The following is a 20,792-nucleotide window of genomic DNA, read 5'->3' on the forward strand; positions in this document are numbered from 1 at the left end:
AGCAGGCGTTAACGTTTACGCGGTTTGCTGCGGGTCAGTTTCATCACCACCACAAAGAATACCGGCACAAACACCACGGCCAATGTGGCGACGATCATGCCGCCGATAACGCCTGTACCAATGGCTTGCTGGCTGCCCGAGCTGGCGCCCGTAGCAATCGCCAGAGGCACAACGCCGAGGATGAAGGCCAACGAAGTCATGACAATCGGGCGCAAACGCAGGCGAGCGGCTTTCACCGTGGCCTCAACCAGGTCGTGGCCTTCGTCGTACAGGGTCTTGGCGAATTCGATGATCAAAATGGCGTTCTTGGCCGACAAGCCAATAATCGTAATCAAGCCCACTTTGAAGAACACGTCATTCGGCATGCCGCGCAACGTCACCGCCAACACCGCACCGAGCACGCCCAATGGCACCACCAACAGCACTGCGGTGGGGATCGACCAGCTTTCATACAGCGCTGCCAGGCACAAGAACACCACCAGCAACGACAGGCCCAACAACAACGGCGCCTGAGAGCCGGAGAGCTTTTCCTGCAGCGACAACCCCGTCCATTCAAGGCCGATGCCTGCCGGCAACTGATCAACCAGGCGTTGCATTTCCAGCATGGCTTCACCCGTTGTGTGGCCCGGACCTGCTTCGCCAGAAATACTCACCGCCTGATAACCGTTGTAGCGGGACATCTGCGACGGGCCTTGAATCCAGCGCGCTTCGACAAACGCCGACAATGGCACCATTTTCCCCAGGTTATTGCGCACATTGATCTTCAGCAGGTCTTCAACCTGGCTGCGTTGATCGCCTTCAGCCTGTACGACAACCCGTTGCATGCGCCCCTGATTGGGGAAGTCATTGACGTAGGTAGAGCCCACGGCGGTCGACAGCACATTACCGATGTCGGCAAACGAAATACCCAGCGCATTGGCCCGTTTGCGATCGACTTCGAGTTGCACTTGCGGGCTTTCTGCCAGGGAGTCTTCGCGCACGTTAGCCAGTACCGGGCTTTTCTCGGCCAGGGCCATCAACTCGGTGCGCGCTTGCATCAGCACGTCATAACCGACGCCGCCACGGTCTTGCAGGCGCAGTTCAAAACCGCTGGATGTGCCCAGGCCACTGACCGCGGGCGGCAAAATGGAGAACGCCACGGCGTCTTTGAGCTCGCCAAACGCTGCGTTCGCGCGGTCTGCGATGGCAGAAGCGGAATCCTTGATGCCTCGGCTCGACCAGTCTTTGAAGGTGGTGAACGCCAGCGCCGCATTTTGCCCGCTACCCGAGAAGCTGAAGCCCAGGATCATGGTCACGTTGCTGACCCCGGGTTCTTCCGCGTAGTGAGCTTCGATCTGCTTGGCCACCGCGATCGTCCGGCCCTGGCTGGCACCCGGCGGCAACTGAATGTCAGTAATGATGAAGCCCTGATCCTCAACGGGTAGAAAAGAGGAGGGCAGGCGCGCAAAGCACACCACCAGCACCACCAGCAAAGCACCGTAAAGCAACAGATAACGGCCGCTGCGCTTGATCAGGTGCACCACCCAATGCTCATAGCCTTCAGACAGACGCTCGAATTTGCGGTTGAACCAGCCAAAAAAGCCGCCCTTGGCATGGTGCTCACCCTTGGCAATGGGCTTGAGCAGCGTCGCGCACAGAGCCGGGGTCAGCGATAGGGCCAAGAATGCCGAGAACAGAATCGAGGTTGCCATCGCCACCGAGAACTGCTGATAGATCACGCCCACCGAGCCCGGCATAAACGCCATGGGAATGAACACGGCCACCAGTACCAGAGTAATCCCGATGATCGCCCCGCTGATTTGAGTCATGGCTTTGTGCGTGGCCTCGCGGGGCGGCAAGCCTTCGCTGAGCATGATCCGCTCAACGTTCTCTACCACCACAATCGCGTCGTCCACCAGAATCCCGATGGCCAGTACCATGCCGAACATGGTCAGTACGTTAATCGAGAAACCCAGGACCAGCATCGTGGCGAACGTGCCCATCAGCGCGACAGGCACCACCAGGGTCGGGATCAGCGTGTAACGGATATTCTGCAAGAACAGGAACATCACCGCGAACACCAGCACCATGGCTTCGATCAGGGTGTACACCACCTTGGTGATCGAGACTTTGACGAACGGCGTGGTGTCATAAGGGATCTTGTACTCAACGCCCTCGGGGAAGTAGCGGCTCAGTTCATCCATCTTGGCGCGGATCATATTACCGGTACTCAAGGCGTTCGCCTCAGGTGCCAGTTTGACGCTGAAAGCGCTGGACGACTTACCGTTCAGGCGGGTGCCGTACTGGTATTCCTGGCTGCCGATCTCAACCCGTGCCACATCGCTGACCCGGACCGTGGAGCCGTCCGGGTTGGCGCGCAGGACAATATCGCCGAACTCTTGCGGGCTCGACAGTTGGCCTTTAACCAGCACCGTGGCGGTAATTTCCTGGGTCGAGCGCCCCGGCAAATCACCGATGCTGCCGGCAGACACTTGCGCGTTCTGATTGGCAATCGCTTCGTTGACGTCGGCCGGGGTCAGGTTGAAACCAATCAGTTTTTGCGTGTCGATCCAGATTCGCATGGCCCGTTCAGAGCCATACTGCTGAGCCTTGCCGACCCCTTCAACGCGCTTGATCTCGTTCATCACGTTGCGCGCCAGGTAGTCGCTGAGGGCGACCTCATCCAGCCCGCTGCTCGGGTCTGCTGTCAGTGTTACCAGCATCAAGAAGCCCGAGGAGATTTTCTCCACCTGCAAGCCTTGCTGGATAACTGCTTGTGGCAAACGCGACTCCACCGCTTTAAGGCGGTTTTGTACGTTGACCTGGGCCATTTCCGGGTCGGTACCCGGCTTGAACGTGGCCGTAATGCTGGCACTGCCCAGGCTACTTTGGGACTCGAAATACAGCAGGCCGTCGGTGCCGTTGAGCTCTTGCTCAATCAGGCTGACCACGCTTTCGTCCAGGGTATGCGCCGACGCGCCAGGGTACACCGCATACACTTCAACTTGCGGCGGGGCGACCACGGGGTATTTGGCCACGGGCAGCTTCGGCAGCGCCAAGGCTCCGGCCAGCACAATAAATAACGCTACGACCCAGGCAAAGATCGGGCGATCGATAAAAAACTGCGGCATGCTCACCGATCCGTGGAATGTGCGAGGGGAGGTGTCGGGTCATCAATTTGCACCTGTTCACCGGGACGTGCGTGTTGCAGGCCTTCGATCACAATGCGGTCTCCCGCCTTCAGGCCTTCGTTGACGATCCAGCGATCATTGATCACGCCGCCCAGTTGCACAGGCTGTTGTTTGACCTTGCTTTCAGCATCTACCAGCAGCACCTGCGCCACCCCCGCGCTGTCACGCAGAATGGCCCGTTGCGGCACGCTGATACCTTGCTTGTTGACCGCCTGTTCCAGGCGCACGCGTACAAAGCTGCCCGGCAACAAGTCGCGGTCCGGGTTGGCAAACTCACTGCGCAGAATGATCTGCCCGGTGCTTGGGTCAACGCTGACATCGGTAAACAACAGCTTGCCTGGCACCGGATAGAGGCTGCCGTTATCGCGGATCAAGGTGACGCGTGCCTGATTCTTGCCAACCTGTTGCAAGTCCCCGGCGCGAAATGAATCGCGCAGGTTGTCGAGGTCACGGGTCGATTGCATCAGGTCAACCTGAATCGGGTCCAACTGCTGGATGCGCGCCAGCGGTGTCACTTCACCCTGGCCAACCAGTGCACCTTCGGTGACCAGCGCACGACCGATACGCCCGGAAATCGGCGCTGTCACGGTGGCATAACCCAGATTCAGTTTTGCCCGCTGTACAGCGGCCTTGTTGGCGGCAACTTCGGCCTGTGCCTGCAGCGATTGCGCGCGGGCATTGTCGTAGTCCTGACGGCTCACGGCATTGCTGTCGACCAAGGCGCTGTAACGCTGGTCTTGCAGTTTTGCCTGGAGGGCAAGTGCCTCGGATTTGCGCAGTGCTGCTTGCGCGCTGTCCAGATCGGCCTGCAACGGCGCAGGATCAATAATAAACAGCACGTCACCTTGTTTGACTTCGCTGCCTTCTTCGAAAGCGCGCTTGAGGACGACACCCGCCACCCGCGCGCTGACCTGCGCGACACGCGGCGCAACCACGCGGCCACTCAGTTCGTTATTGATCGACAGCGCTTGCGGGACGATGACTTCAGTGCTGACCTTGACCACAGGCGTTTTTTCTTCAGTGGCCGGAGTTTTACCGCAGGCACTCAAGGCTAAAGCCAGTGCCGAAAAACATAGCGGGACGAAGAGCTTTTTCAACGTTCGTGCCTTCTTATATATGCAGGGTAAGTCTGTAAAAGACCTTGGCATGCTAAGCGCAGCACGCAAAAGGCGTTGTGAAGCTGTGTAGGCGGTGTGTGAAAAAGTGTGAAGGTTCTGCTCCTATCCCTGAGAGGTTGTATATCCTTTGGGTTTTCCCCCGGTTGTAAGCATTTATTATGCCCACTATCTTGCTGGTCGAAGACGACGCCGCACTCTCCGAACTGATCGCCAGCTATCTGGAACGCAATGGTTACCAGGTCAATGTCATTGCGCGCGGTGACCAAGTGCGTGATCGAGCGCGAAACAACCCCCCGGATCTGGTGATTCTCGACCTGATGTTGCCGGGGCTGGATGGTTTGCAGGTCTGCCGATTGCTGCGCGCCGACTCCGAAAGCTTACCGATCCTGATGTTGACTGCGCGCGACGATAGTCATGATCAGGTTCTGGGGCTAGAGATGGGGGCCGACGATTATGTGACAAAACCTTGCGACCCTCGCGTCCTGTTGGCGCGTGTACGCACTTTATTGCGGCGTAGCAGCCTGGCAGAGCCTCACGTCGCCAGTGACCGGATCCTGATGGGCAACCTGTGCATCGACTTGTCGGAACGCACAGTGACATGGCGCGGCGACATCATCGAACTGTCCAGCGGCGAATACAACCTCTTAGTGGTGTTGGCCCGGCATGCCGGCGAAGTGCTCAGCCGCGACCAGATCCTGCAACGTCTGCGCGGCATCGAATTCAACGGCACCGATCGTTCGGTTGACGTGGCCATCTCCAAATTGCGCCGCAAGTTCGACGATGACGCCGGTGAAGCCCGCAAAATCAAAACCGTGTGGGGCAAGGGTTACTTGTTCAGCCGCTCGGAATGGGAATGCTGATTCGTGTTCAAAATTCTCATCCGGCTGTACCTGGTGACCATCGTGACGTTCGCCGGGGCCATTTATTTAGTGCCGGAAATGATCGTGGCGGTGTTCCACGACCGTTTCATGAACTACAACGTTGATATGTCACGCGGCATGCAAGCCTTGCTGGTCAAGCAGTTTGACCAGGTGCCTGCGCAACAGTGGCCTGAGTTAGCACAGGCTCTTGATAGCCAATTCGCGCCGCTGCGGATCAATCTGCTGCCCATTACTGACCCGCAGTTCAGCACCGCCGAGCAGCACCAGTTGCATCAGGGGCAGGGCGTGTTGCGTATTGGTGAGTGGGGCTGGCGCACACGGGTGGTTTCGCCGCTGAACGGCGAGCAGGCCATCGAACTGGTGATGCCGCCTGATCCGTTTGACCTTAACGTGCTGTATTGGAGCATCAACGTGTTGATTGGTGCGGCATTGCTCGCGGGCTTATTGCTGTGGCTGCGCCCGCACTGGCGCGATCTTGAGCGCCTCAAGCGCACGGCAGCACGTATTGGTCAGGGGCAGCTTAGCGAGCGTACGCAGATATCTCCACGCTCCAACATCTACAGCCTGGCCAGCGCCTTTGACACGATGGCCCAGGACATCGAGAACCTGCTCAACCAGCAGCGTGATTTGCTCAACGCGGTCTCACATGAGTTGCGTACCCCATTGACCCGCCTCGATTTTGGCCTGGCGCTGGCACTCTGTGATGACCTGCCGCCAGCCAGTCGTGAGCGTTTGCAAGTGCTGGTCGGGCATATTCGCGAACTGGATGAATTGGTGCTGGAATTGCTGTCGTTCAGCCGTCTGCAAAACCCGGCGCTGGTCCCTGAGCGCATCGAGGTGTCGTTGGCAGAGTTTATCGACAGCATCCTCGGCAGTTTTGACGAAGAGCTTGAAGCCCCGGAAATCGTCCTCGACGTGATGCTGCACGGCACCGAAGAGCGTTTTGCCCTCGATCCGCGGCTGACGGCCCGAGCCTTGCAAAACCTGTTACGCAACGCCATGCGTTACTGCGATCGACGGATCCAGGTCGGGGTTAGCCTCAACTCGAAGGGCTGTTCACTGTGGGTGGATGACGACGGCATCGGCATTCCCGAGCAAGAACGAGAACGCATCTTTGAGCCGTTTTATCGCCTGGACCGCAGCCGCGATCGGGCAACCGGTGGTTTTGGCCTGGGGTTGGCCATCAGCAGGCGAGCCCTGGAAGCCCAGGGCGGCACCTTGAATGTTGAGCAATCGCCCCTGGGCGGGGCGCGTTTCAAGCTGTGGTTGCCAGCCTGACGCAACGTGGCGCGGGCGAACCCGCGCCTTGCCTCAGATCGAGCGGCGTTGGCGGCTTACGTGTTTCAAGCCTTCAAGCACCAGAACCGCAACGGCCAGCCAGATCGGGCCATAGGTCAGCCATTGACCTTCTTCCAGGCTATCGCCCAGCAGCAGTGCGACGGCCACCAGCAGTACCGGCTCAACGTAGCTCAGCAGGCCAAACAGGCTGAAAGGCAGCAAGCGGCTGGCGAGAATATAAGAAAAGCCGGCGGCCGCACTGATGATCCCCATCAAGGGCACCAACCAATACAGCGCCTGGCGTTGCGCATCGAGGTCTACATGCTGGCCTGCCAGCACAAACCACAGCGCAACCGGCACCATCAGCAGCATGTCCAGCCACAGACCGCCCAGGTTATCGATGCCGATTTTCTTGCGCAGCACGAAGTACATCGGGTAGCCGATGGCCACAACCAGTGTGGTCCAGGAGAACCCGCCGGTGCGGTACAACTCGTTCGCCACGCCAATCACGGCAAGGGCGGTGGCTATTTTCTGCAAATGCGAGAGATGCTCGCCGTAGACAATGCGCCCGGTGAGAATCATCGTCAGCGGCAGCAGAAAGTAACCCAGTGACACATCCAGGCCATGCCCGTTGAGCGGCCCCCACATAAACATCCATAGCTGCACACCGACCAGAAAGCTAGTGATCAGCACGCAAGGAATTAGAAGAGGTTTATCTCGTAAGCGATTGAAAATTATGGGAACCCATTTCCAATCACCAGAGAAGCAGATAAACAGAGTCATGAAGGGCAGCGAGATCAATATTCGCCATCCGAAGATTTCCTGGCCATCAAGCGGCCAAAGCAGGGAAGTGAAGTAGTACAGGACGCCAAACAAGCAGGAAGCCAAAATCGATAAAACAATACCTTTAGACACAACAACCTCAATGGATCTACAGCGTTACTCATGAGAGTGGGCACATAGATTGAGGTTGTTGGAGGTCGTTGGCAAATCCCTTTTAAACCAGTGACTTGGCTCAAGGACTTACAGAAAATGATCAAACTCTAAAAGTCCAAGCAAATACTGGGCCAAAGTCGTTTTAAACGAGCGTTCGTGTTTTCTGAAAAAGTGATTAACGGTAGTTTGGGCAACACTCGGGTCGGCTCAAACGCTACACAGACCGACGCTGGCGCACCAAGTGTTTGAACCCTTCGAAGATCAGTACCATCACCGCCAGCCAGATCGGGATGTACGTCAGCCATTGGCCTGAGCTGATGCTTTCGCCCAGCAGCAGGGCGACAAGAACCAACAACACCGGTTCAACATAACTGAGCAAGCCGAACAGGCTGAACGGCAGCATCCGGCTGGCAATGATGTAGCTGATCAGGGCCAGGGCACTGATACCGCCCAGAATCGGGATCAGTACATACAACGCTGCTCGCTCGCTGGCCACGTCGAAACCGTGTTCGCCGCTTTGCACGAACCACCAGGCAATCGGGATCAGCAACAGCATATCAAACCACAAACCGCCGAGATTGTCGGTCGCCATGCGTTTGCGCAGCACGAAATACACCGGGTAACCAATGGCCACCAGCAGCGTGGTCCATGAGAACCCGCCCACGCGATAGACCTCGTTGGCCACACCGATGGTGGCCAGGGCCGCAGCGATTTTTTGCAAGTGCGACAAGTGCTCGCCAAACACGATGCGCGCGGTCAGCAGCATGGTCAGCGGCAGCAAAAAGTACCCCAGCGACACATCCAGGCTATGCCCGTTAAGCGGCGCCCACAGGAACAGCCAGAGTTGCACCCCCACCAACGCGCTGGAAGCCGCCAGCACGCCCCACAACCTAGGCTGCTTGCGCAGGCGGGAGAAGATCACCGGGACGTGTCGCCAGTCACCCGAGAAAAACATGAACAGCGTCATGCATGGCAGCGTTAGAAGCATCCGCCAACCAAAGATCTCAGCTCCGCTCAGGGGCCACAGCATGGACGTGTAGTAATACATGACACCGAACAGGCTCGATGCCAGAACCGATAAAACAATACCTTTGGACACAACAGCCTCGTTGAAACGCACTTTATGATTTTTAGGAAGTGCATAGCTTGAGGCTATGGAAGGTGCAGGGCAATAACATAAAAGAGGTAGGGGTTTGTTCCCGCAGGGTTAACCGATTCAGTCGCGATAAAACACTTGCACCAGGTGATAGCCAAATTTGCTCTTCACCGGGCCGTGCACCACGCGCAGCGGCTTTTTGAAGATGATCTGATCAATCACCCCGACCATCTGCCCCGGACGCACTTCGCCCAAGTCACCCCCGCGCTTGCCTGACGGGCAGGTCGAGAACTTTTTGGCCAGCACATCGAAGGCTTCGCCTTTGGCAATGCGCTGCTTGAGCGACTCGGCTTCTTCGGCGGTCTTGACCAGAATGTGGCGGGCTTGAGCTTTCATGGGGCAGATACCTTGCAACTGTGGGGCTTTTTACGAGGGCGCGGATTATGCCTGAGTTTTCTCAAGGTAGCGCGGCAAGTGCAAGCGCACGCGGGTGCCGGAGCCACTTTCGCTGATGATGCTGACGTGCCCGCCGGACTGCTGGGCAAAGCCGTAAATCATCGACAGGCCCAACCCCGTACCTTGGCCCACCGGCTTGGTGGTAAAGAACGGGTCAAAGGCCTTGGCAAGAATTTGTGGGGTCATGCCTGCACCGTTGTCGCTGACTTCAAACATCACATACTCACCGGCCTTGATCGGCTCAAGCGTGCTGGACTGGCTGTCCGTGAGGTAGGTGTTGGCGGTACGCACGACCAACTCGCCGCCTTCCGGCATGGCGTCCCGGGCATTGATAATCAGGTTGAGCAGGGCGCTTTCGAGCTGGCCGCTGTCAGTGTTCACGGCCCATACGTCTTCGCCCAGTTCAACGTGCAAATCAATGTTGGCCCCTTTGGTACTGCTGAACAGCGCTTGCAGTGAGCTTACCAGTTGGTTGGGGTCCAGCGGTCTGCGGTCCAGTGATTGGCGCCTGGAAAACGACAGCAATCGGTGGGTCAGGGCCGCTGCACGCTGTGCCGAAGACACCGCTGCGTCGGTAAAACGACCCACTTCAGTGATCCGACCGGCCGCGATATAACGCTTCATCAAGTCCAGGCTGCCGAGAATCCCGGTGAGCATATTGTTGAAGTCGTGGGCGATACCACCGGTTAACTGGCCCACGGCTTCCATTTTCTGGGCATGCCGCAAAGCTTCTTCGGCCCGTTCACGCTCTTGCATCTCGCGTTGCAGTTGTGCGTTGGCTTCGGCCAATGCCTGGGTGCGCTGCGCAACGCGCTCCTCAAGGGTTTCATTGAGATTGAGCAGCGCTTGTTCGGTTTTTTTACGCTCGGTGATGTCCAGCGCCGCGCCCATAAAGCGTTGAGCACTGCCTGGGCCGCCGGAAAAACAACGGCCCCGGGCAAAAATCCAGCGCACCTTGCCGTCCAGGTTCTGCAGGCGATATTCCTGGGCATACTCGCCGTTGCGGGTCACGCAGTCCTTGATCGTACGGGTCAGCAGTGCGCGGTCATCAGGGTGCACGCCTTGCAGGTAGGCGGTGATCGGCAATTGCCCGGAAAGCTGCGGCTCGATGCCGTGCATTTGCGCGAAGCGGCTGTCGGTCACAAACAGGTCCTGGTCAATGTTCCAGTCCCAGGTACCGACGCCGTTGGTGGCGGTGAGTGCCAATTGCAGACGCTCTTCAGTGTCATGCTGGGCTTTGCGGCTGGCCAGAGAGCGTTGGCGCAACTTGATGGCGGTGCGCCTGCGACGCGAGGTCTTGACTGCCGTCATCAGGATGCCCGCCACGTTGCCTTGCTCGTCATGAACCGGGCTGAAGGTCAGGTCCAGCCAGAGTTCGGTGGCGTGCTTCTGGTCCGGGTAAAGAAAGTACTGGTCCAGGTACGAGCGGCTTTGTCCGGCCCACACCGAGGCAATCACCGGTCGACTGAACTCTGCGTATTCCGGCCAGCTGAAATGCAGCGGCTGAGCAAAGCCTGCCGGGTGCTTGTTGCCCGCCAGTGCGGCAAAACTTTCGTTGTAGATTTGCGTCAGTTCTTCGCCCCACAGCAACAACATTGGCATGGGTGAGTGCATGACCATTTGCGCACTGGTGCGCAGGCTTTGCGGCCAGTCATTGATCTGGCCCAAAGGGCTGCGTGCCAACGCCGTGAGTTGGCGGGTGGTAAAAACGGCGCTCATGGATAAGTCCCGAGTGTGAAGCTAAAAGAAGTGTATTTAATGCCGGATAGCGGCTAAAGGCTATTAATGATCTTAAAAAGCCCGTGCTTGAGCGTGCGACTAAGGTCCAATGAGTGTCCAGCATAGCCTTTCGTACAATTGCGCCCCGTTTTTACAGGCAAGGGATTCGCTTCGGTATTTCACCGCAGGTGCGACGTCCCTTGTTTTTGTTGCGCGAAAGATTCGCTGCTGGAGCATGGTCATGGTTCATCCTTTTTCATCGTTGAAGCAAAGCCGCATGGCGCGTATGAGTGCACTGGCCGTGTGTGCCGGTTTCGCTGCCCAGACGCAGGCCGGCGGTTTTTTTGAAGACAGCAGCGGCTCGCTGGAGTCGCGCACGGTGTACTTCAATCGCGACTTCCGCGATGGCAGCAGTTCAAGCCCTCAAGGCGCTTCCAAGCGCGACGAGACGGCGCAAGGCTTTATCCTCAACCTGCAATCGGGTTACACCGAAGGCACCGTCGGCTTTGGCCTCGACGCGCTGGGCATGCTGGGGATCAAGTTGGACTCCAGCCCGGCCAACAGTAACAGCGGCCTGCTGCCTTCGACCGGCAGCGATCCGCGTCGTTCCAAAGATCAATACGCCAAAGGTGGCCTGACCGCCAAAATGCGTGTTTCCAAGACCGTGCTCAAGTACGGCACCTTGCTGCCTGACCTGCCGTTGCTCAAGTACAACGACGGCCGTTTGCTGCCCAACATCTTCAACGGCGCGATGCTGGAGTCTCAGGAAATCAAAGACCTGAAGTTCATGGCTTCGCGTCTGGACCGCTACACCGCACGGGACTCCACCGACTCCCAGGACCTGCGGCTGAACTGCAAAAACAAGCGTTATGCCTGCAACATCACGGCTGACCATTTCACCATGTACGGCCTCGATTACAAGGTTAACGACCAACTGACGGCGCAGTACCACTACGCTGAGCTGCAAGACATTTACCGTCAGCAGTTCATTGGCCTGTTGACCAAGCAGCCGATGGGGCCGGGTGTGCTGGCCGCCGATGTGCGCTTGCTGAAAAGCGATGACAGCGGCTCGTCCAGAGCCGGGACCATCGATAACCGTGCCTTTGGCACCTTGCTGTCGTACTCGTTGGGCGGTCATAAGTTCGGTGCCGGTTGGCAGACCCTGAACGGCAAGACCTCAATGCCGTACCTGGATGGGACCAACCCTTACCTGGTCAACTATCTTCAGGTCAACGACTTTGCCAACGCGCAAGAGCGCTCGTGGCAACTGCGTTACGACTACGACTTTAAAGCCATGGGCATCGACGGTTTGTCCTTCATGACCCGATACGTTAACGGCGACAACATCAAAGTGGTTGGCCGCAACGAAGAAGGCAAAGAGTGGGAACGCGACAGCGAGCTCAAATACGTGGTGCAGAGCGGCCTGTTCAAAGACGTCAGCGTGCGCTTCAGAAATGCGACCTACCGCACCAACTACTCAAAATTCGCCCGCGACGTCGACGAAACACGACTGATCGTCGGCTATAACCTGTCGATCTGGTAACCATCCCCCCTATAGGAGCGAGCTTTTAAAGATCAAAAGATCGCGAGGCAAGCTCGCTCCTACAAGAGATGTGTCAATCCAATTGGTGACGGTACGGCAAATCCGGCCCGGTTTTGCTGCAGGTCAGTGCCGCCGCACGGCATGCAAAATCGAGCAGGGCGGCGATGTCCGCTTTGCTCAACTGCTGCAAGCCTTCTATTGAATCCCGTTGCTGCTCGGTCAACCATGCGATGACCGCAGCCTGAAAGGTGTCACCGGCACCCACGGTATCGGCCACGGTCACCGTCTGCGCTGGCACCGAATACTGCCCGTGTTCGCGACTGAACACACTTGCGCCCTGGGCACCCCGGGTCAAAAACACCAACTGACAACGCTGACTCAACCAGGATTGCGCGATCTGCTCCGGGTCTTGTCCCGGATACAGCAACTCAAGGTCTTCATCGCTGACTTTTATCAGGTCGGCATAGGGGATCAGTTGCTTGATCCGCTGGCGCCACACCTCGATATCAGGCTCAGGATTGAGCCGCACATTCGGGTCAAGGCTGATCAGGCGCTTGCCGCTTTCGCGTTGCACCAAGGCCAGCAACGTATCGGCAATCGGTTGCACCACCAGCGAGAACGAGCCGACGTGCACACCACGTACTTGCGGCCCCAACGTTGGCAGGTGCTGCACGTGCAGTTGCCGGTCGGCACAGCCTTCTCCGCGAAAGCTATAGTTGGGCACGCCATTGGCATCCAGCGCGACCATGGCCAGGGTGGTGGGGGCATCGATCTCCCACCAATACTGATCCGCCACGCCTTCGTTGAGCAGGACCTGTTTCAGGCGTTTGCCCAGATAGTCCGTTGAAAGCCCGGCAAACAACCCGGCTTCGACGCCCAGTCGACGCAAGCCTACGGCCACGTTGAAGGGCGAACCACCGGCAATCGCATTAAAGCCGACTTTATTCGGCAAGCCGGCCGTGTCCGCCTGGGCAAAAAAATCAAATAACGCTTCACCGCATACCAGGTACATAAGTCTCACTCGGTTAAGGCGCTTACCTGCTCTCGGTAGCGCTGATAAGCCTGTTCATAGGCGAGGACATGGGTCGGGTCGGGGTGTGTCTGGCTGTTTGACTCTAGCCGCACGCAACGTTGGCAGAGGTCTTCAAGGGTCTCGGCACCTGCGCTGACACACCATGCCGCCTGAATGGCCGCCCCCAGTGCCGCCGCTTCGCTTTGTTCGGTACAGACCACCGGGGTATTCATGATGTCGGCCACCATCTGGCGCCACAGTGCGCTTTTGGAGCCGCCGCCAACCAGGCGGATGGCCTGGCTTTGCAGGCCGTTACGGCGCAATAAGTCCAGACCGTAACGCAAACCAAAGGTGGTGCCTTCGATGGCGGCGCGGCACAGGTTGGCCTGGGTCATGTTGGTCAGGGTCAGGCCCTGAACACTGCCGGTGGCATGGGGCAGGGCAGGCACCCGTTCACCGTTCAAAAACGGCAGCATGCTGACCCCGTCGGCGCCAATCGGGGCCTGGCTGGCCAGCGTGTTAAAGACCTCGACGGACAACCCGAACAATTCACGAACAGCGCTGGTGGCGTTGGTCAGGTTGAGGGTGCAAATCAGCGGCAGCCAGCCGCCGCTGGAGGAACAAAAGCTCGCCACCGAGGCATCCGGGCTGACCTGCGCTTGCGCATTAAATGCGTACACGGTGCCCGACGAGCCGAGGCTCATGGTGATGATCCCCGGGCTGATATTGCCCGTACCGATGGCGCCCAGCATGTTGTCGCCGCCTCCGCTGGACACCACGGCATTCGGGTTAAGGCCCAGCAAGTGGGCGACGTGCGGGCGCAGTGTGCCGACCGCTTGATGGGGTTCCAGCAACTGCGGCAGCGCCTGTTCCAGACGCCCGCTGGGGTCGATATGGCGCAAGATGCCGAGGTCCCACTGGCGGGTTCGCACATTGAAATAGCCGGTGCCGGAAGCGTCGCCATATTCACTGCAATAGCGCCCCGTCAGCCAGAAGTTCAGGTAGTCGTGGGGCAGCAGAATATGCGCGGCCTGTTCAAGTACCTGCGGATGGTGACGGCGTGTCCAGAGCAGTTTGGACACGGTATAACCCGGTGCAATCACCAGCCCCAGGCGCTCCAGCGACCCGCCATCACCGCCCAGCCAGTCCAGCAGTTGTTGGTTTTCGGCGCTGGACTCGGTGTCACACCAGAGTTTGGCCGGGCGCAGGACGTTACCCTCTGCGTCCAGCAATACCAGCCCGTGCTGTTGGCCGCTGACGCCAATGCCTTGAATCTGCAGGCCGCTGACCCCGGCGTTGTCCAGGGCCTGGCGGGTGGCGATCTGCAAGGCCTCTAGCCATTGCCCGATGTCTTGCTCGCGACGCCCGTTTTCGCCCTGGATTAATGTGTGAGCGGCAGCCCCCAGCCCCAGCACCTGGCCGGACTGGCTGTCGAGGACCAGGGCTTTTGTGCCCTGGGTGCCGCAATCGATGCCCAGATATAGATGTTTCATTGAGACATAGCCTTGTAGTGCATGTAGCCGCTGACGAGGTACGAGGCTGCGATGGGTTGCGCAGCGACCCCAAACGGCGGCCCTGCGGACCGCACTGCGGCCACAGGGTGATTTTACAGCCGCGCCAGACTCTCCAGCGTCCCGCTCACGCCCACTTCACGCAAACTGTTGAGGCACCACTCAAACGCCGCCACAAACTCGGCCGACTGCGCGATTGCCGTGCCAAAAATCTCCTCAACCCCCAGCAGGCGCTGCACGATCAGTTCGTCGTCAGCCACCAACGCCTGGCAGAATTCAGCCCGCGGGTCCGGAATGGCATAGGTTTGCCCGTTTTCATCAACCCCCTTGAGGTACAACGCCCACGCTGCGACCACCAGGGCTGCACGCTTCAATTCAGCGCCGTCGGCAATCAGGCGATTGATTGTCGGCACGGTAAATTTGGGGAATTTCGACGAGCCGTCAGAGCACACGCGCTCCAATTGGTCGGCAATCGCCTGATTGGAGAAGCGCTGCACCAGCGTGTTTTTGTAGGCTGCAAGGTCAATACCCGGCACGGGCGCCAGTTGCGGGGTGACGTCTTTGTCCATATAGGCACGCATGTACGCCACAAACAGCGGGTCGTTCATGGTGTCGTGGACGAAGCGATAGCCCTTCAAAAAGCCCAAGTACGTCAGCGCCAGATGGCTGCCGTTGAGCAGTTTGATCTTCATTTCTTCATAGGGCGTAACGTCATCGGTGAGCTGCACGCCCACCGTTTCCCAGGCGGGGCGGCCGTTGCTGAACTTGTCCTCCAGCACCCATTGAATAAACGGTTCGCACACCACCGGCCAGGCATCGTCGATGCCCAACTGGTCGTGCAGTTGCAAGCGGTGGGCATTGCTGGTCATGGGCGTGATGCGGTCGACCATGGCATTGGGGAAGCTGACGTTGGCGGCGATCCAGTCATGCAAGTCCGGGTTGCTCAATGCGGCGAAGGCCAGCAGGGCTTTGCGGGCTACATTGCCGTTATGCGGCAAGTTATCGCACGACATCACGGTAAAGGCCGGGGTGTTGTTGGCGCGGCGCTGGGCGAGGGCGGCACACAACACGCCAAATACCGTGCGCGGTGCGTGCGGCTGGGCCAGGTCCTGCTGAATTTGCGGCAGATGAGCCATAAATTCGCCAGTGCTGTCGTCGATGCAGTAGCCACCTTCGGTGATGGTCAGCGAGACAATGCGAATATGCGGGCTGGCCAGTTTGTCGATCACCGCCTGGATGCTGTCTTCGGCCAGCAGCATGTCGCTGATCGAGCCGATGATGCGACTTTGTGTGTCGTCGCTGTCGCCCAGTTCGAACAAGGTATAGAGGTAGTCCTGGCCGGCCAGGTCGTCACGCACTTTGCGGTCCTCGGGGCGCAGGCCGATACCGCAGATGCTCCAATCCAGATCGCGCCCTTGATCCATCAGCGCATCGGTATAAAACGCCTGATGCGCGCGGTGAAAGCCGCCGACCCCGAAGTGCGCGATGCCGTGCTGCGTGTCGCTGTCGAGGTAGGTTGGCTTGGCCACTTTTGGGGTCAGGTTGTCGAGGTTACGACGGTTCAATTTCATGGGTGCGATCTCAAAAAAAGCGCGTCAGAGTCAGGCAGCAGCACGCAAGGAACGGCTAATGGCCAGCCCTTGGGCATCAAATAAATGGCAATGTTCACTGTCCAGATGCAGGTGCAATTGCTCGCCGTACTGGCTCGCCATGTCACCGCGAATACGCATGGTCAGGGGTTCGCCACAGGCAGTGATCACATGGCAATAGGTGTCGCTGCCCAGGCGCTCGCCGACGTCAGCGGTGACCGTCAGGGTGCAGTCACCGGGCTTGGCCAAATTCAGGTGCTCGGGGCGAATGCCCAATGTCACCTCGCTGCCCAGGCTCAGCGAAGGGCCGCTCAATGGCAGTTGAATGCGCGTGCCCGCCTCCAGCGCGACTTCGCAGCTTTGGCTATCGAGGCGGCTGATTTTGCCTTTCAAAAAGCCCATTTTCGGCGTGCCGAGAAAGCCTGCGACAAACAGATTGACCGGGTGGTGATACAGCTCCAGCGGCGAGCCGACCTGTTCGATTTTACCGGCGTTGAGCACCACCACCTTGTCGGCCAGGGTCATGGCTTCAACCTGATCGTGTGTCACGTAAATCATGGTGGCTTGCAGTTCCTGATGCAGGCGCGCCAGTTCCAGGCGCATTTGCACCCGCAGTGCTGCATCAAGGTTGGACAGCGGCTCGTCAAACAGGAAAATCTTCGGATTGCGCACAATCGCCCGGCCAATAGCCACGCGCTGGCGTTGCCCGCCAGACAACTGCTTGGGCTTGCGCTCGAGCAAGGGCGCCAGTTCAAGGATGCGCGCCGCTTCGTTGACCTTTTTCTCAACGTCGGCCTTGGGCACGCCCGCCAGATCAAGGGCAAACGACATGTTCTTGCGCACGGTCATGTGCGGGTACAGCGCGTAGGTCTGGAACACCATCGCCAGGTCACGCTTGGCCGGGCTGACTTCGGTGATGTCACGTCCGTCCAGGGAGATGGTCCCGCCGGTGACTTCTTCAAGCCCGGCAATCAGGCGCAGCAGAGTCGATTTACCGCAGCCCGACGGGCCGACAAACACCACGAATTCCCGGTCATTCACTTCAAGGTCAATGCCCTTGATGATCGTTAGCCCTTCGAAACCTTTTTGCAAATTCTTGATTTTCAGGTTGGCCATGATGAGCCTCCAGTCGTTATTTTTATTTAACAGCGCCGAAAGACAAGCCGCGCACCAGTTGCTTCTGGCAGATCCAGCCGAAAATCAGGATCGGCGCGCAGGCAAGGGTCGAGACGGCCGACAATTTGGCCCAGAACAACCCTTCAGGGCTTGAATAAGAGGCGATCAGGGCGGTCAGCGGTGCAGCGCTGGAGGACGTCAGGTTCAGCGACCAGAAGGCTTCGTTCCAGCACAGAATCAGCGACAGCAACAAGGTCGACGCCAGGCCACCCTTGCTGATGGGCAGCAGCACGCGAATCACCTCTTGCCACAGGGTGGCGCCGTCCAGCCGGGCGGCTTCGAGGATGTCTTTGGGGATGTCCTTGAAGTAGGTGTAAATCATCCAGACCACAATCGGCAGGTTGATCAAGGTGTAGATGATGATCAGCGCGACGCGGGTGTCGAGCAGGCCGAAAGTTTTGGCCAACAGGTAAATCGGCATCAGCACGCCCACCGGCGGCAGCATCTTGGTGGAGAGCATCCACAGCAGCGTGCCTTTGGTGCGCTTGGTCTCGTAGAACGCCATGGAGTAGGCGGCCGGGATCGCGATCAACATGCACAGCAGGGTCGCGGTGAACGAGATCACCACCGAGTTCCAGGCAAAGTGAAAGTAGCCACTGCGCTGCTCAATGTGCAGGTAGTTTTCCAGGGTCGGGGTGAAGATAAACTGCGGCGGCGAGGCAAACGCGTCGAGTTCGGTCTTGAAGCTGGTCAGCACCATCCAGAAGATCGGGAAGAAAATCAGGATCGCGATGGCCCAGGCCAGGGTGCCGAGCAGCACGCTTTGCAGACGGCGGGATTGTTGGAGTGTCATCACGTGATCCTCACGACTTGTCTGTCAGGTTTTTGCCCAACATGCGCACCAGAATAATGGCGGCGATGTTGGCGATAACCACGGCGATCAACCCACCGGCCGACGCCATGCCGACGTCGAACTGCACCAGTGCCTGGTTGTAGATCAGGTAGGCAAGGTTGGTCGAGGCGTAGCCGGGGCCGCCGTTGGTGGTGGTGAAGATTTCGGCGAACACCGACAGCAGGAAGATGGTTTCAATCATCACCACCACGGCAATCGGGCGGGCCAGATGCGGCAGGGTCAGGTGCCAGAAAATCGCAATCGGCCCTGCGCCATCGAGGCGGGCGGCTTCTTTTTGCTCCTGGTCCAGCGACTGCATGGCGGTCATCAGGATCAAAATGGCGAACGGCAACCACTGCCACGAAACAATGATGATGATCGACAGCAGCGGGTAATGCGCCAACCAGTCAACCGGCTGGGCGCCGAAGAACTTCCAGACGGCCGCGAGAACCCCGGATACAGGGTGGAAAATCAGGTTTTTCCAGATCAGCGCGCCCACCGTGGGCATGATGAAAAAGGGAGAAATGAGCAATATCCGGACAACGCCGCGGCCCATGAACTCAGTGGCTTCCAGCAAGGCGCTGATCAACACGCCGAAGACCACGCTGATCAACAGCACGCTGCCGACCAGCAGCAAGGTGTTGGTGGCGCCCGGCAAAAAGCCCGAGTCGGTCAGGAAGTAGGTGAAGTTTTCCAGCCCCACAAACTGGTTTTCGCCGGGGTAGAGCAAGTTGTAGCGGATCAGCGAAAAGTACAGGGTCATGCCCAGTGGCACGATCATCCACAGCAGCAACAACGCCACAGAGGGCGAGACCAGAAACCAGCCGGGGTTGAGCAGCCGTGATTTACGCACCTGCGGCGGGGCGTCAATCGCTGTCGTAACAGTCGAAGTTGTCATGGTAAATACCTGAATAATAACGCAAAGCGTTTGTGGGAGCGGGCTTGCTCGCGATCGCATCACCTCAGTGAATCAGGTGTGCCGAGTTGCCTGTATCGCGAGCAAGCCCGCTCCCACAAGTTTTTGGCGTTGGGTCGACTACTTGGGATAGCCCGCACGTTTCATTTCGCGCTCAGTGGATTGCTGCGCGGCAGCCAAGGCTTGGTCCACCGTGGTCTGGCCAATCAGCGCCGCCGAAAACAATTTGCCGACCTGGGTGCCGATGGCCTGGAACTCAGGGATCGTCACCAACTGGATGCCCACGTAAGGCACCGGCTTGAGGGTCGGGTCTTTGGGGTTGGCGGCTTTGAGCGACTCCAGCGTGACCTTGGCAAACGGCGCGGCCTGCAGGTAAGCGTCGGTGTAGGTCGAGTTGCGCGTGCCCGGCGGTACGTTGGCGATGCCGTCTTTCTCAGCCACTAAAGCGCCGTACTCCTTGGACGTTGCCCAGGTGCTGAAGGTTTTTGCGGCGTCTTTGGCTTTGGAGCTGGTGGGAATGGCCAGTGCCCAGGAGTAAAGCCAGGCGCTGCCTTTGTCGGTGACTTGCTGCGGGGCAAAGGTGAAGCCGACATGGTCAGCAACTTTGCTTTGGGTTTTGTCAGTGACAAATGACCCGGCGACGCTGGCGTCAACCCAGATCGCGCATTTACCGCTGTTGAACAGTGCCAGGTTTTCGTTAAAACCATTACTGGTAGCACCCGGAGGGCCGGACTCCTTCATTGTTTTGACGTAGAAGTTCAGGGCGTTCTTCCATTCAGGGCCGGTAAATTCTGGCTGCCACTTCTCATCGAACCAGCGCGCGCCATAGGCGTTGGCCACGGTGCCGATCAGGGCCATGTTCTCGCCCCAACCCGCTTTGCCGCGCAGACAAATACCGTATTGCTCCTTATCGGGTTTGTTCAGTTGTTTGGCAAAACCGGCAATCTGTTCCCAGGTCGGGTGCTCAGGCATGGTCAGACCTGCCTCTTTGAACAGGTCGGTGCGGTAGTAGGTCATGGAGCTTTCGGCGTAAAACGGCAGGGCGTAGAGCGTGCCGTTGACTGACAAGCCATCACGTACAGACGGGAACACGTCTTCTATGGCGTACGTGGCGGGCAAGTCGGTCATGGGTTCGAGCCAGCCTTTGGCACCCCACAGTGCGGCTTCGTACATGCCAATGGTCAGGACGTCGAACTGGCCGCCCTGGGTCGCAATATCGGTGGTCAGGCGCTGGCGCAGGACGTTCTCTTCAAGGACGACCCAGTTGAGTTTGATATCGGGGTGTTCGCTCTCGAAGGTTTTCGCGAGCTTTTGCATACGGATCATGTCGCTGTTGTTGACCGTGGCGATGGTCAGGGTTTGCGCGCCCAAGGCGATGCCGCTGAGGGTCATGCAAGTCGCCACACATAACGCTTTGACAGGAATATTCATTGAGCACTCCTCTTCATCGGCCAGGCGGCTTTTGAAGGACGGTTATTGTTTTTATAGCTGCCGGCCCAGAGACCTGCACGTGGGCTGATTACAGCCCTCAATCACCGTCGTGACAAAGCTTTGGAAAC

16 protein-coding genes are annotated in these 20,792 nt (G+C 58.4%); 3 read left to right on the plus strand and 13 right to left on the minus strand.

Going from position 1 to position 20,792, the window contains the following annotated elements; genetic code table 11:
• Nucleotides 1–8 precede the first annotated feature (8 nt).
• Together QMX84_RS00120 and QMX84_RS00125 are read right to left on the minus strand one after the other, a co-directional pair.
• Entirely contained in the window at nucleotides 9–3,110 is a 3,102-nt protein-coding gene (locus QMX84_RS00120; RefSeq protein WP_282362775.1) for an efflux RND transporter permease subunit, read from the minus strand.
• A gap of 2 nt (nucleotides 3,111–3,112) precedes the next feature.
• Nucleotides 3,113–4,267, minus strand: coding sequence for an efflux RND transporter periplasmic adaptor subunit (locus QMX84_RS00125; protein WP_282362776.1), 1,155 nt, complete (start codon nucleotides 4,265–4,267; stop codon nucleotides 3,113–3,115).
• A gap of 179 nt (nucleotides 4,268–4,446) precedes the next feature.
• Between QMX84_RS00125 and QMX84_RS00130 the strand changes: the two genes are divergently transcribed.
• Nucleotides 4,447–5,148, plus strand: coding sequence for a response regulator transcription factor (locus QMX84_RS00130; protein ID WP_048371735.1), 702 nt, complete (start codon nucleotides 4,447–4,449; stop codon nucleotides 5,146–5,148).
• A 3-nt stretch (nucleotides 5,149–5,151) separates the two neighbouring features.
• Nucleotides 5,152–6,447 carry an ATP-binding protein gene (locus QMX84_RS00135; protein WP_282362777.1) on the plus strand — a complete coding sequence of 432 codons (1,296 nt, stop codon included), beginning with the start codon at nucleotides 5,152–5,154 and terminating at the stop codon, nucleotides 6,445–6,447.
• A 33-nt stretch (nucleotides 6,448–6,480) separates the two neighbouring features.
• On the opposite strand, the gene rarD (QMX84_RS00140) is transcribed toward QMX84_RS00135, so the two are convergent.
• The 4 genes from rarD (QMX84_RS00140) to QMX84_RS00155 all read right to left on the minus strand — a co-directional run bounded on the left by rarD (QMX84_RS00140) (nucleotide 6,481) and on the right by QMX84_RS00155 (nucleotide 10,654).
• Entirely contained in the window at nucleotides 6,481–7,362 is an 882-nt protein-coding gene (gene rarD, locus QMX84_RS00140) for an EamA family transporter RarD (protein ID WP_262125845.1), read from the minus strand.
• Nucleotides 7,363–7,597: 235 nt separating this feature from the next.
• Nucleotides 7,598–8,482 (minus strand): EamA family transporter RarD, encoded by an 885-nt coding sequence (gene rarD, locus QMX84_RS00145; protein ID WP_048371730.1) that lies wholly within the window; start codon nucleotides 8,480–8,482, stop codon nucleotides 7,598–7,600.
• 117 nt (nucleotides 8,483–8,599) lie between these two features.
• Nucleotides 8,600–8,875, minus strand: coding sequence for a peptidylprolyl isomerase (locus QMX84_RS00150; RefSeq protein ID WP_019409622.1), 276 nt, complete (start codon nucleotides 8,873–8,875; stop codon nucleotides 8,600–8,602).
• A 45-nt stretch (nucleotides 8,876–8,920) separates the two neighbouring features.
• Nucleotides 8,921–10,654, minus strand: a complete 1,734-nt coding sequence (locus tag QMX84_RS00155) for an ATP-binding protein (protein WP_282362778.1) — start codon at nucleotides 10,652–10,654, stop codon at nucleotides 8,921–8,923.
• A gap of 241 nt (nucleotides 10,655–10,895) precedes the next feature.
• Between QMX84_RS00155 and QMX84_RS00160 the strand changes: the two genes are divergently transcribed.
• Nucleotides 10,896–12,197, plus strand: a complete 1,302-nt coding sequence (locus QMX84_RS00160; RefSeq protein ID WP_262125847.1) for an OprD family porin — start codon at nucleotides 10,896–10,898, stop codon at nucleotides 12,195–12,197.
• Between the two features lie 73 nt (nucleotides 12,198–12,270).
• On the opposite strand, the gene QMX84_RS00165 is transcribed toward QMX84_RS00160, so the two are convergent.
• The 7 genes from QMX84_RS00165 to QMX84_RS00195 all read right to left on the minus strand — a co-directional run bounded on the left by QMX84_RS00165 (nucleotide 12,271) and on the right by QMX84_RS00195 (nucleotide 20,664).
• On the minus strand, nucleotides 12,271–13,209 hold the full coding sequence (locus QMX84_RS00165) for a carbohydrate kinase (RefSeq protein WP_282362779.1): 939 nt from the start codon (nucleotides 13,207–13,209) through the stop codon (nucleotides 12,271–12,273).
• Nucleotides 13,210–13,214: 5 nt separating this feature from the next.
• Nucleotides 13,215–14,702, minus strand: coding sequence for a xylulokinase (xylB, locus tag QMX84_RS00170; RefSeq protein WP_282362780.1), 1,488 nt, complete (start codon nucleotides 14,700–14,702; stop codon nucleotides 13,215–13,217).
• 113 nt (nucleotides 14,703–14,815) lie between these two features.
• Nucleotides 14,816–16,291: a mannitol dehydrogenase family protein gene (locus QMX84_RS00175; protein ID WP_262125850.1), complete on the minus strand. Its 1,476-nt coding sequence runs from the start codon at nucleotides 16,289–16,291 to the stop codon at nucleotides 14,816–14,818.
• Between the two features lie 30 nt (nucleotides 16,292–16,321).
• Nucleotides 16,322–17,425, minus strand: a complete 1,104-nt coding sequence (ugpC, locus tag QMX84_RS00180; RefSeq protein ID WP_282362781.1) for a sn-glycerol-3-phosphate ABC transporter ATP-binding protein UgpC — start codon at nucleotides 17,423–17,425, stop codon at nucleotides 16,322–16,324.
• Nucleotides 17,426–17,447: 22 nt separating this feature from the next.
• Nucleotides 17,448–18,281 (minus strand): carbohydrate ABC transporter permease, encoded by an 834-nt coding sequence (locus QMX84_RS00185; protein WP_048371715.1) that lies wholly within the window; start codon nucleotides 18,279–18,281, stop codon nucleotides 17,448–17,450.
• Between the two features lie 7 nt (nucleotides 18,282–18,288).
• Nucleotides 18,289–19,215 carry a sugar ABC transporter permease gene (locus QMX84_RS00190; protein ID WP_282362782.1) on the minus strand — a complete coding sequence of 309 codons (927 nt, stop codon included), beginning with the start codon at nucleotides 19,213–19,215 and terminating at the stop codon, nucleotides 18,289–18,291.
• 138 nt (nucleotides 19,216–19,353) lie between these two features.
• The gene (locus tag QMX84_RS00195; RefSeq protein WP_282362783.1) at nucleotides 19,354–20,664 is read right to left on the minus strand and encodes a sugar ABC transporter substrate-binding protein; all 1,311 of its coding nucleotides are present in this window, start codon (nucleotides 20,662–20,664) and stop codon (nucleotides 19,354–19,356) included.
• Nucleotides 20,665–20,792 lie beyond the last annotated feature (128 nt).

Origin of the sequence: Pseudomonas sp. PS01297, from assembly GCF_029959305.1 — a bacterium.
Taxonomy (GTDB): Bacteria; Pseudomonadota; Gammaproteobacteria; order Pseudomonadales; family Pseudomonadaceae; genus Aquipseudomonas; species Aquipseudomonas helleri.

Coding starts and splice junctions, on each gene's coding strand:
- xylB (WP_282362780.1), bottom strand. CDS start 14,702: ATGAAACATCTATATCTGGGCATCGATTGCGGCACCCAGGGCACAAAA.
- ugpC (WP_282362781.1), bottom strand. CDS start 17,425: ATGGCCAACCTGAAAATCAAGAATTTGCAAAAAGGTTTCGAAGGGCTA.
- QMX84_RS00155 (WP_282362778.1), bottom strand. CDS start 10,654: ATGAGCGCCGTTTTTACCACCCGCCAACTCACGGCGTTGGCACGCAGC.
- QMX84_RS00120 (WP_282362775.1), bottom strand. CDS start 3,110: ATGCCGCAGTTTTTTATCGATCGCCCGATCTTTGCCTGGGTCGTAGCG.
- QMX84_RS00150 (WP_019409622.1), bottom strand. CDS start 8,875: ATGAAAGCTCAAGCCCGCCACATTCTGGTCAAGACCGCCGAAGAAGCC.
- QMX84_RS00195 (WP_282362783.1), bottom strand. CDS start 20,664: ATGAATATTCCTGTCAAAGCGTTATGTGTGGCGACTTGCATGACCCTC.
- QMX84_RS00165 (WP_282362779.1), bottom strand. CDS start 13,209: ATGTACCTGGTATGCGGTGAAGCGTTATTTGATTTTTTTGCCCAGGCG.
- QMX84_RS00160 (WP_262125847.1), top strand. CDS start 10,896: ATGGTTCATCCTTTTTCATCGTTGAAGCAAAGCCGCATGGCGCGTATG.
- QMX84_RS00130 (WP_048371735.1), top strand. CDS start 4,447: ATGCCCACTATCTTGCTGGTCGAAGACGACGCCGCACTCTCCGAACTG.
- QMX84_RS00175 (WP_262125850.1), bottom strand. CDS start 16,291: ATGAAATTGAACCGTCGTAACCTCGACAACCTGACCCCAAAAGTGGCC.
- QMX84_RS00190 (WP_282362782.1), bottom strand. CDS start 19,215: ATGACAACTTCGACTGTTACGACAGCGATTGACGCCCCGCCGCAGGTG.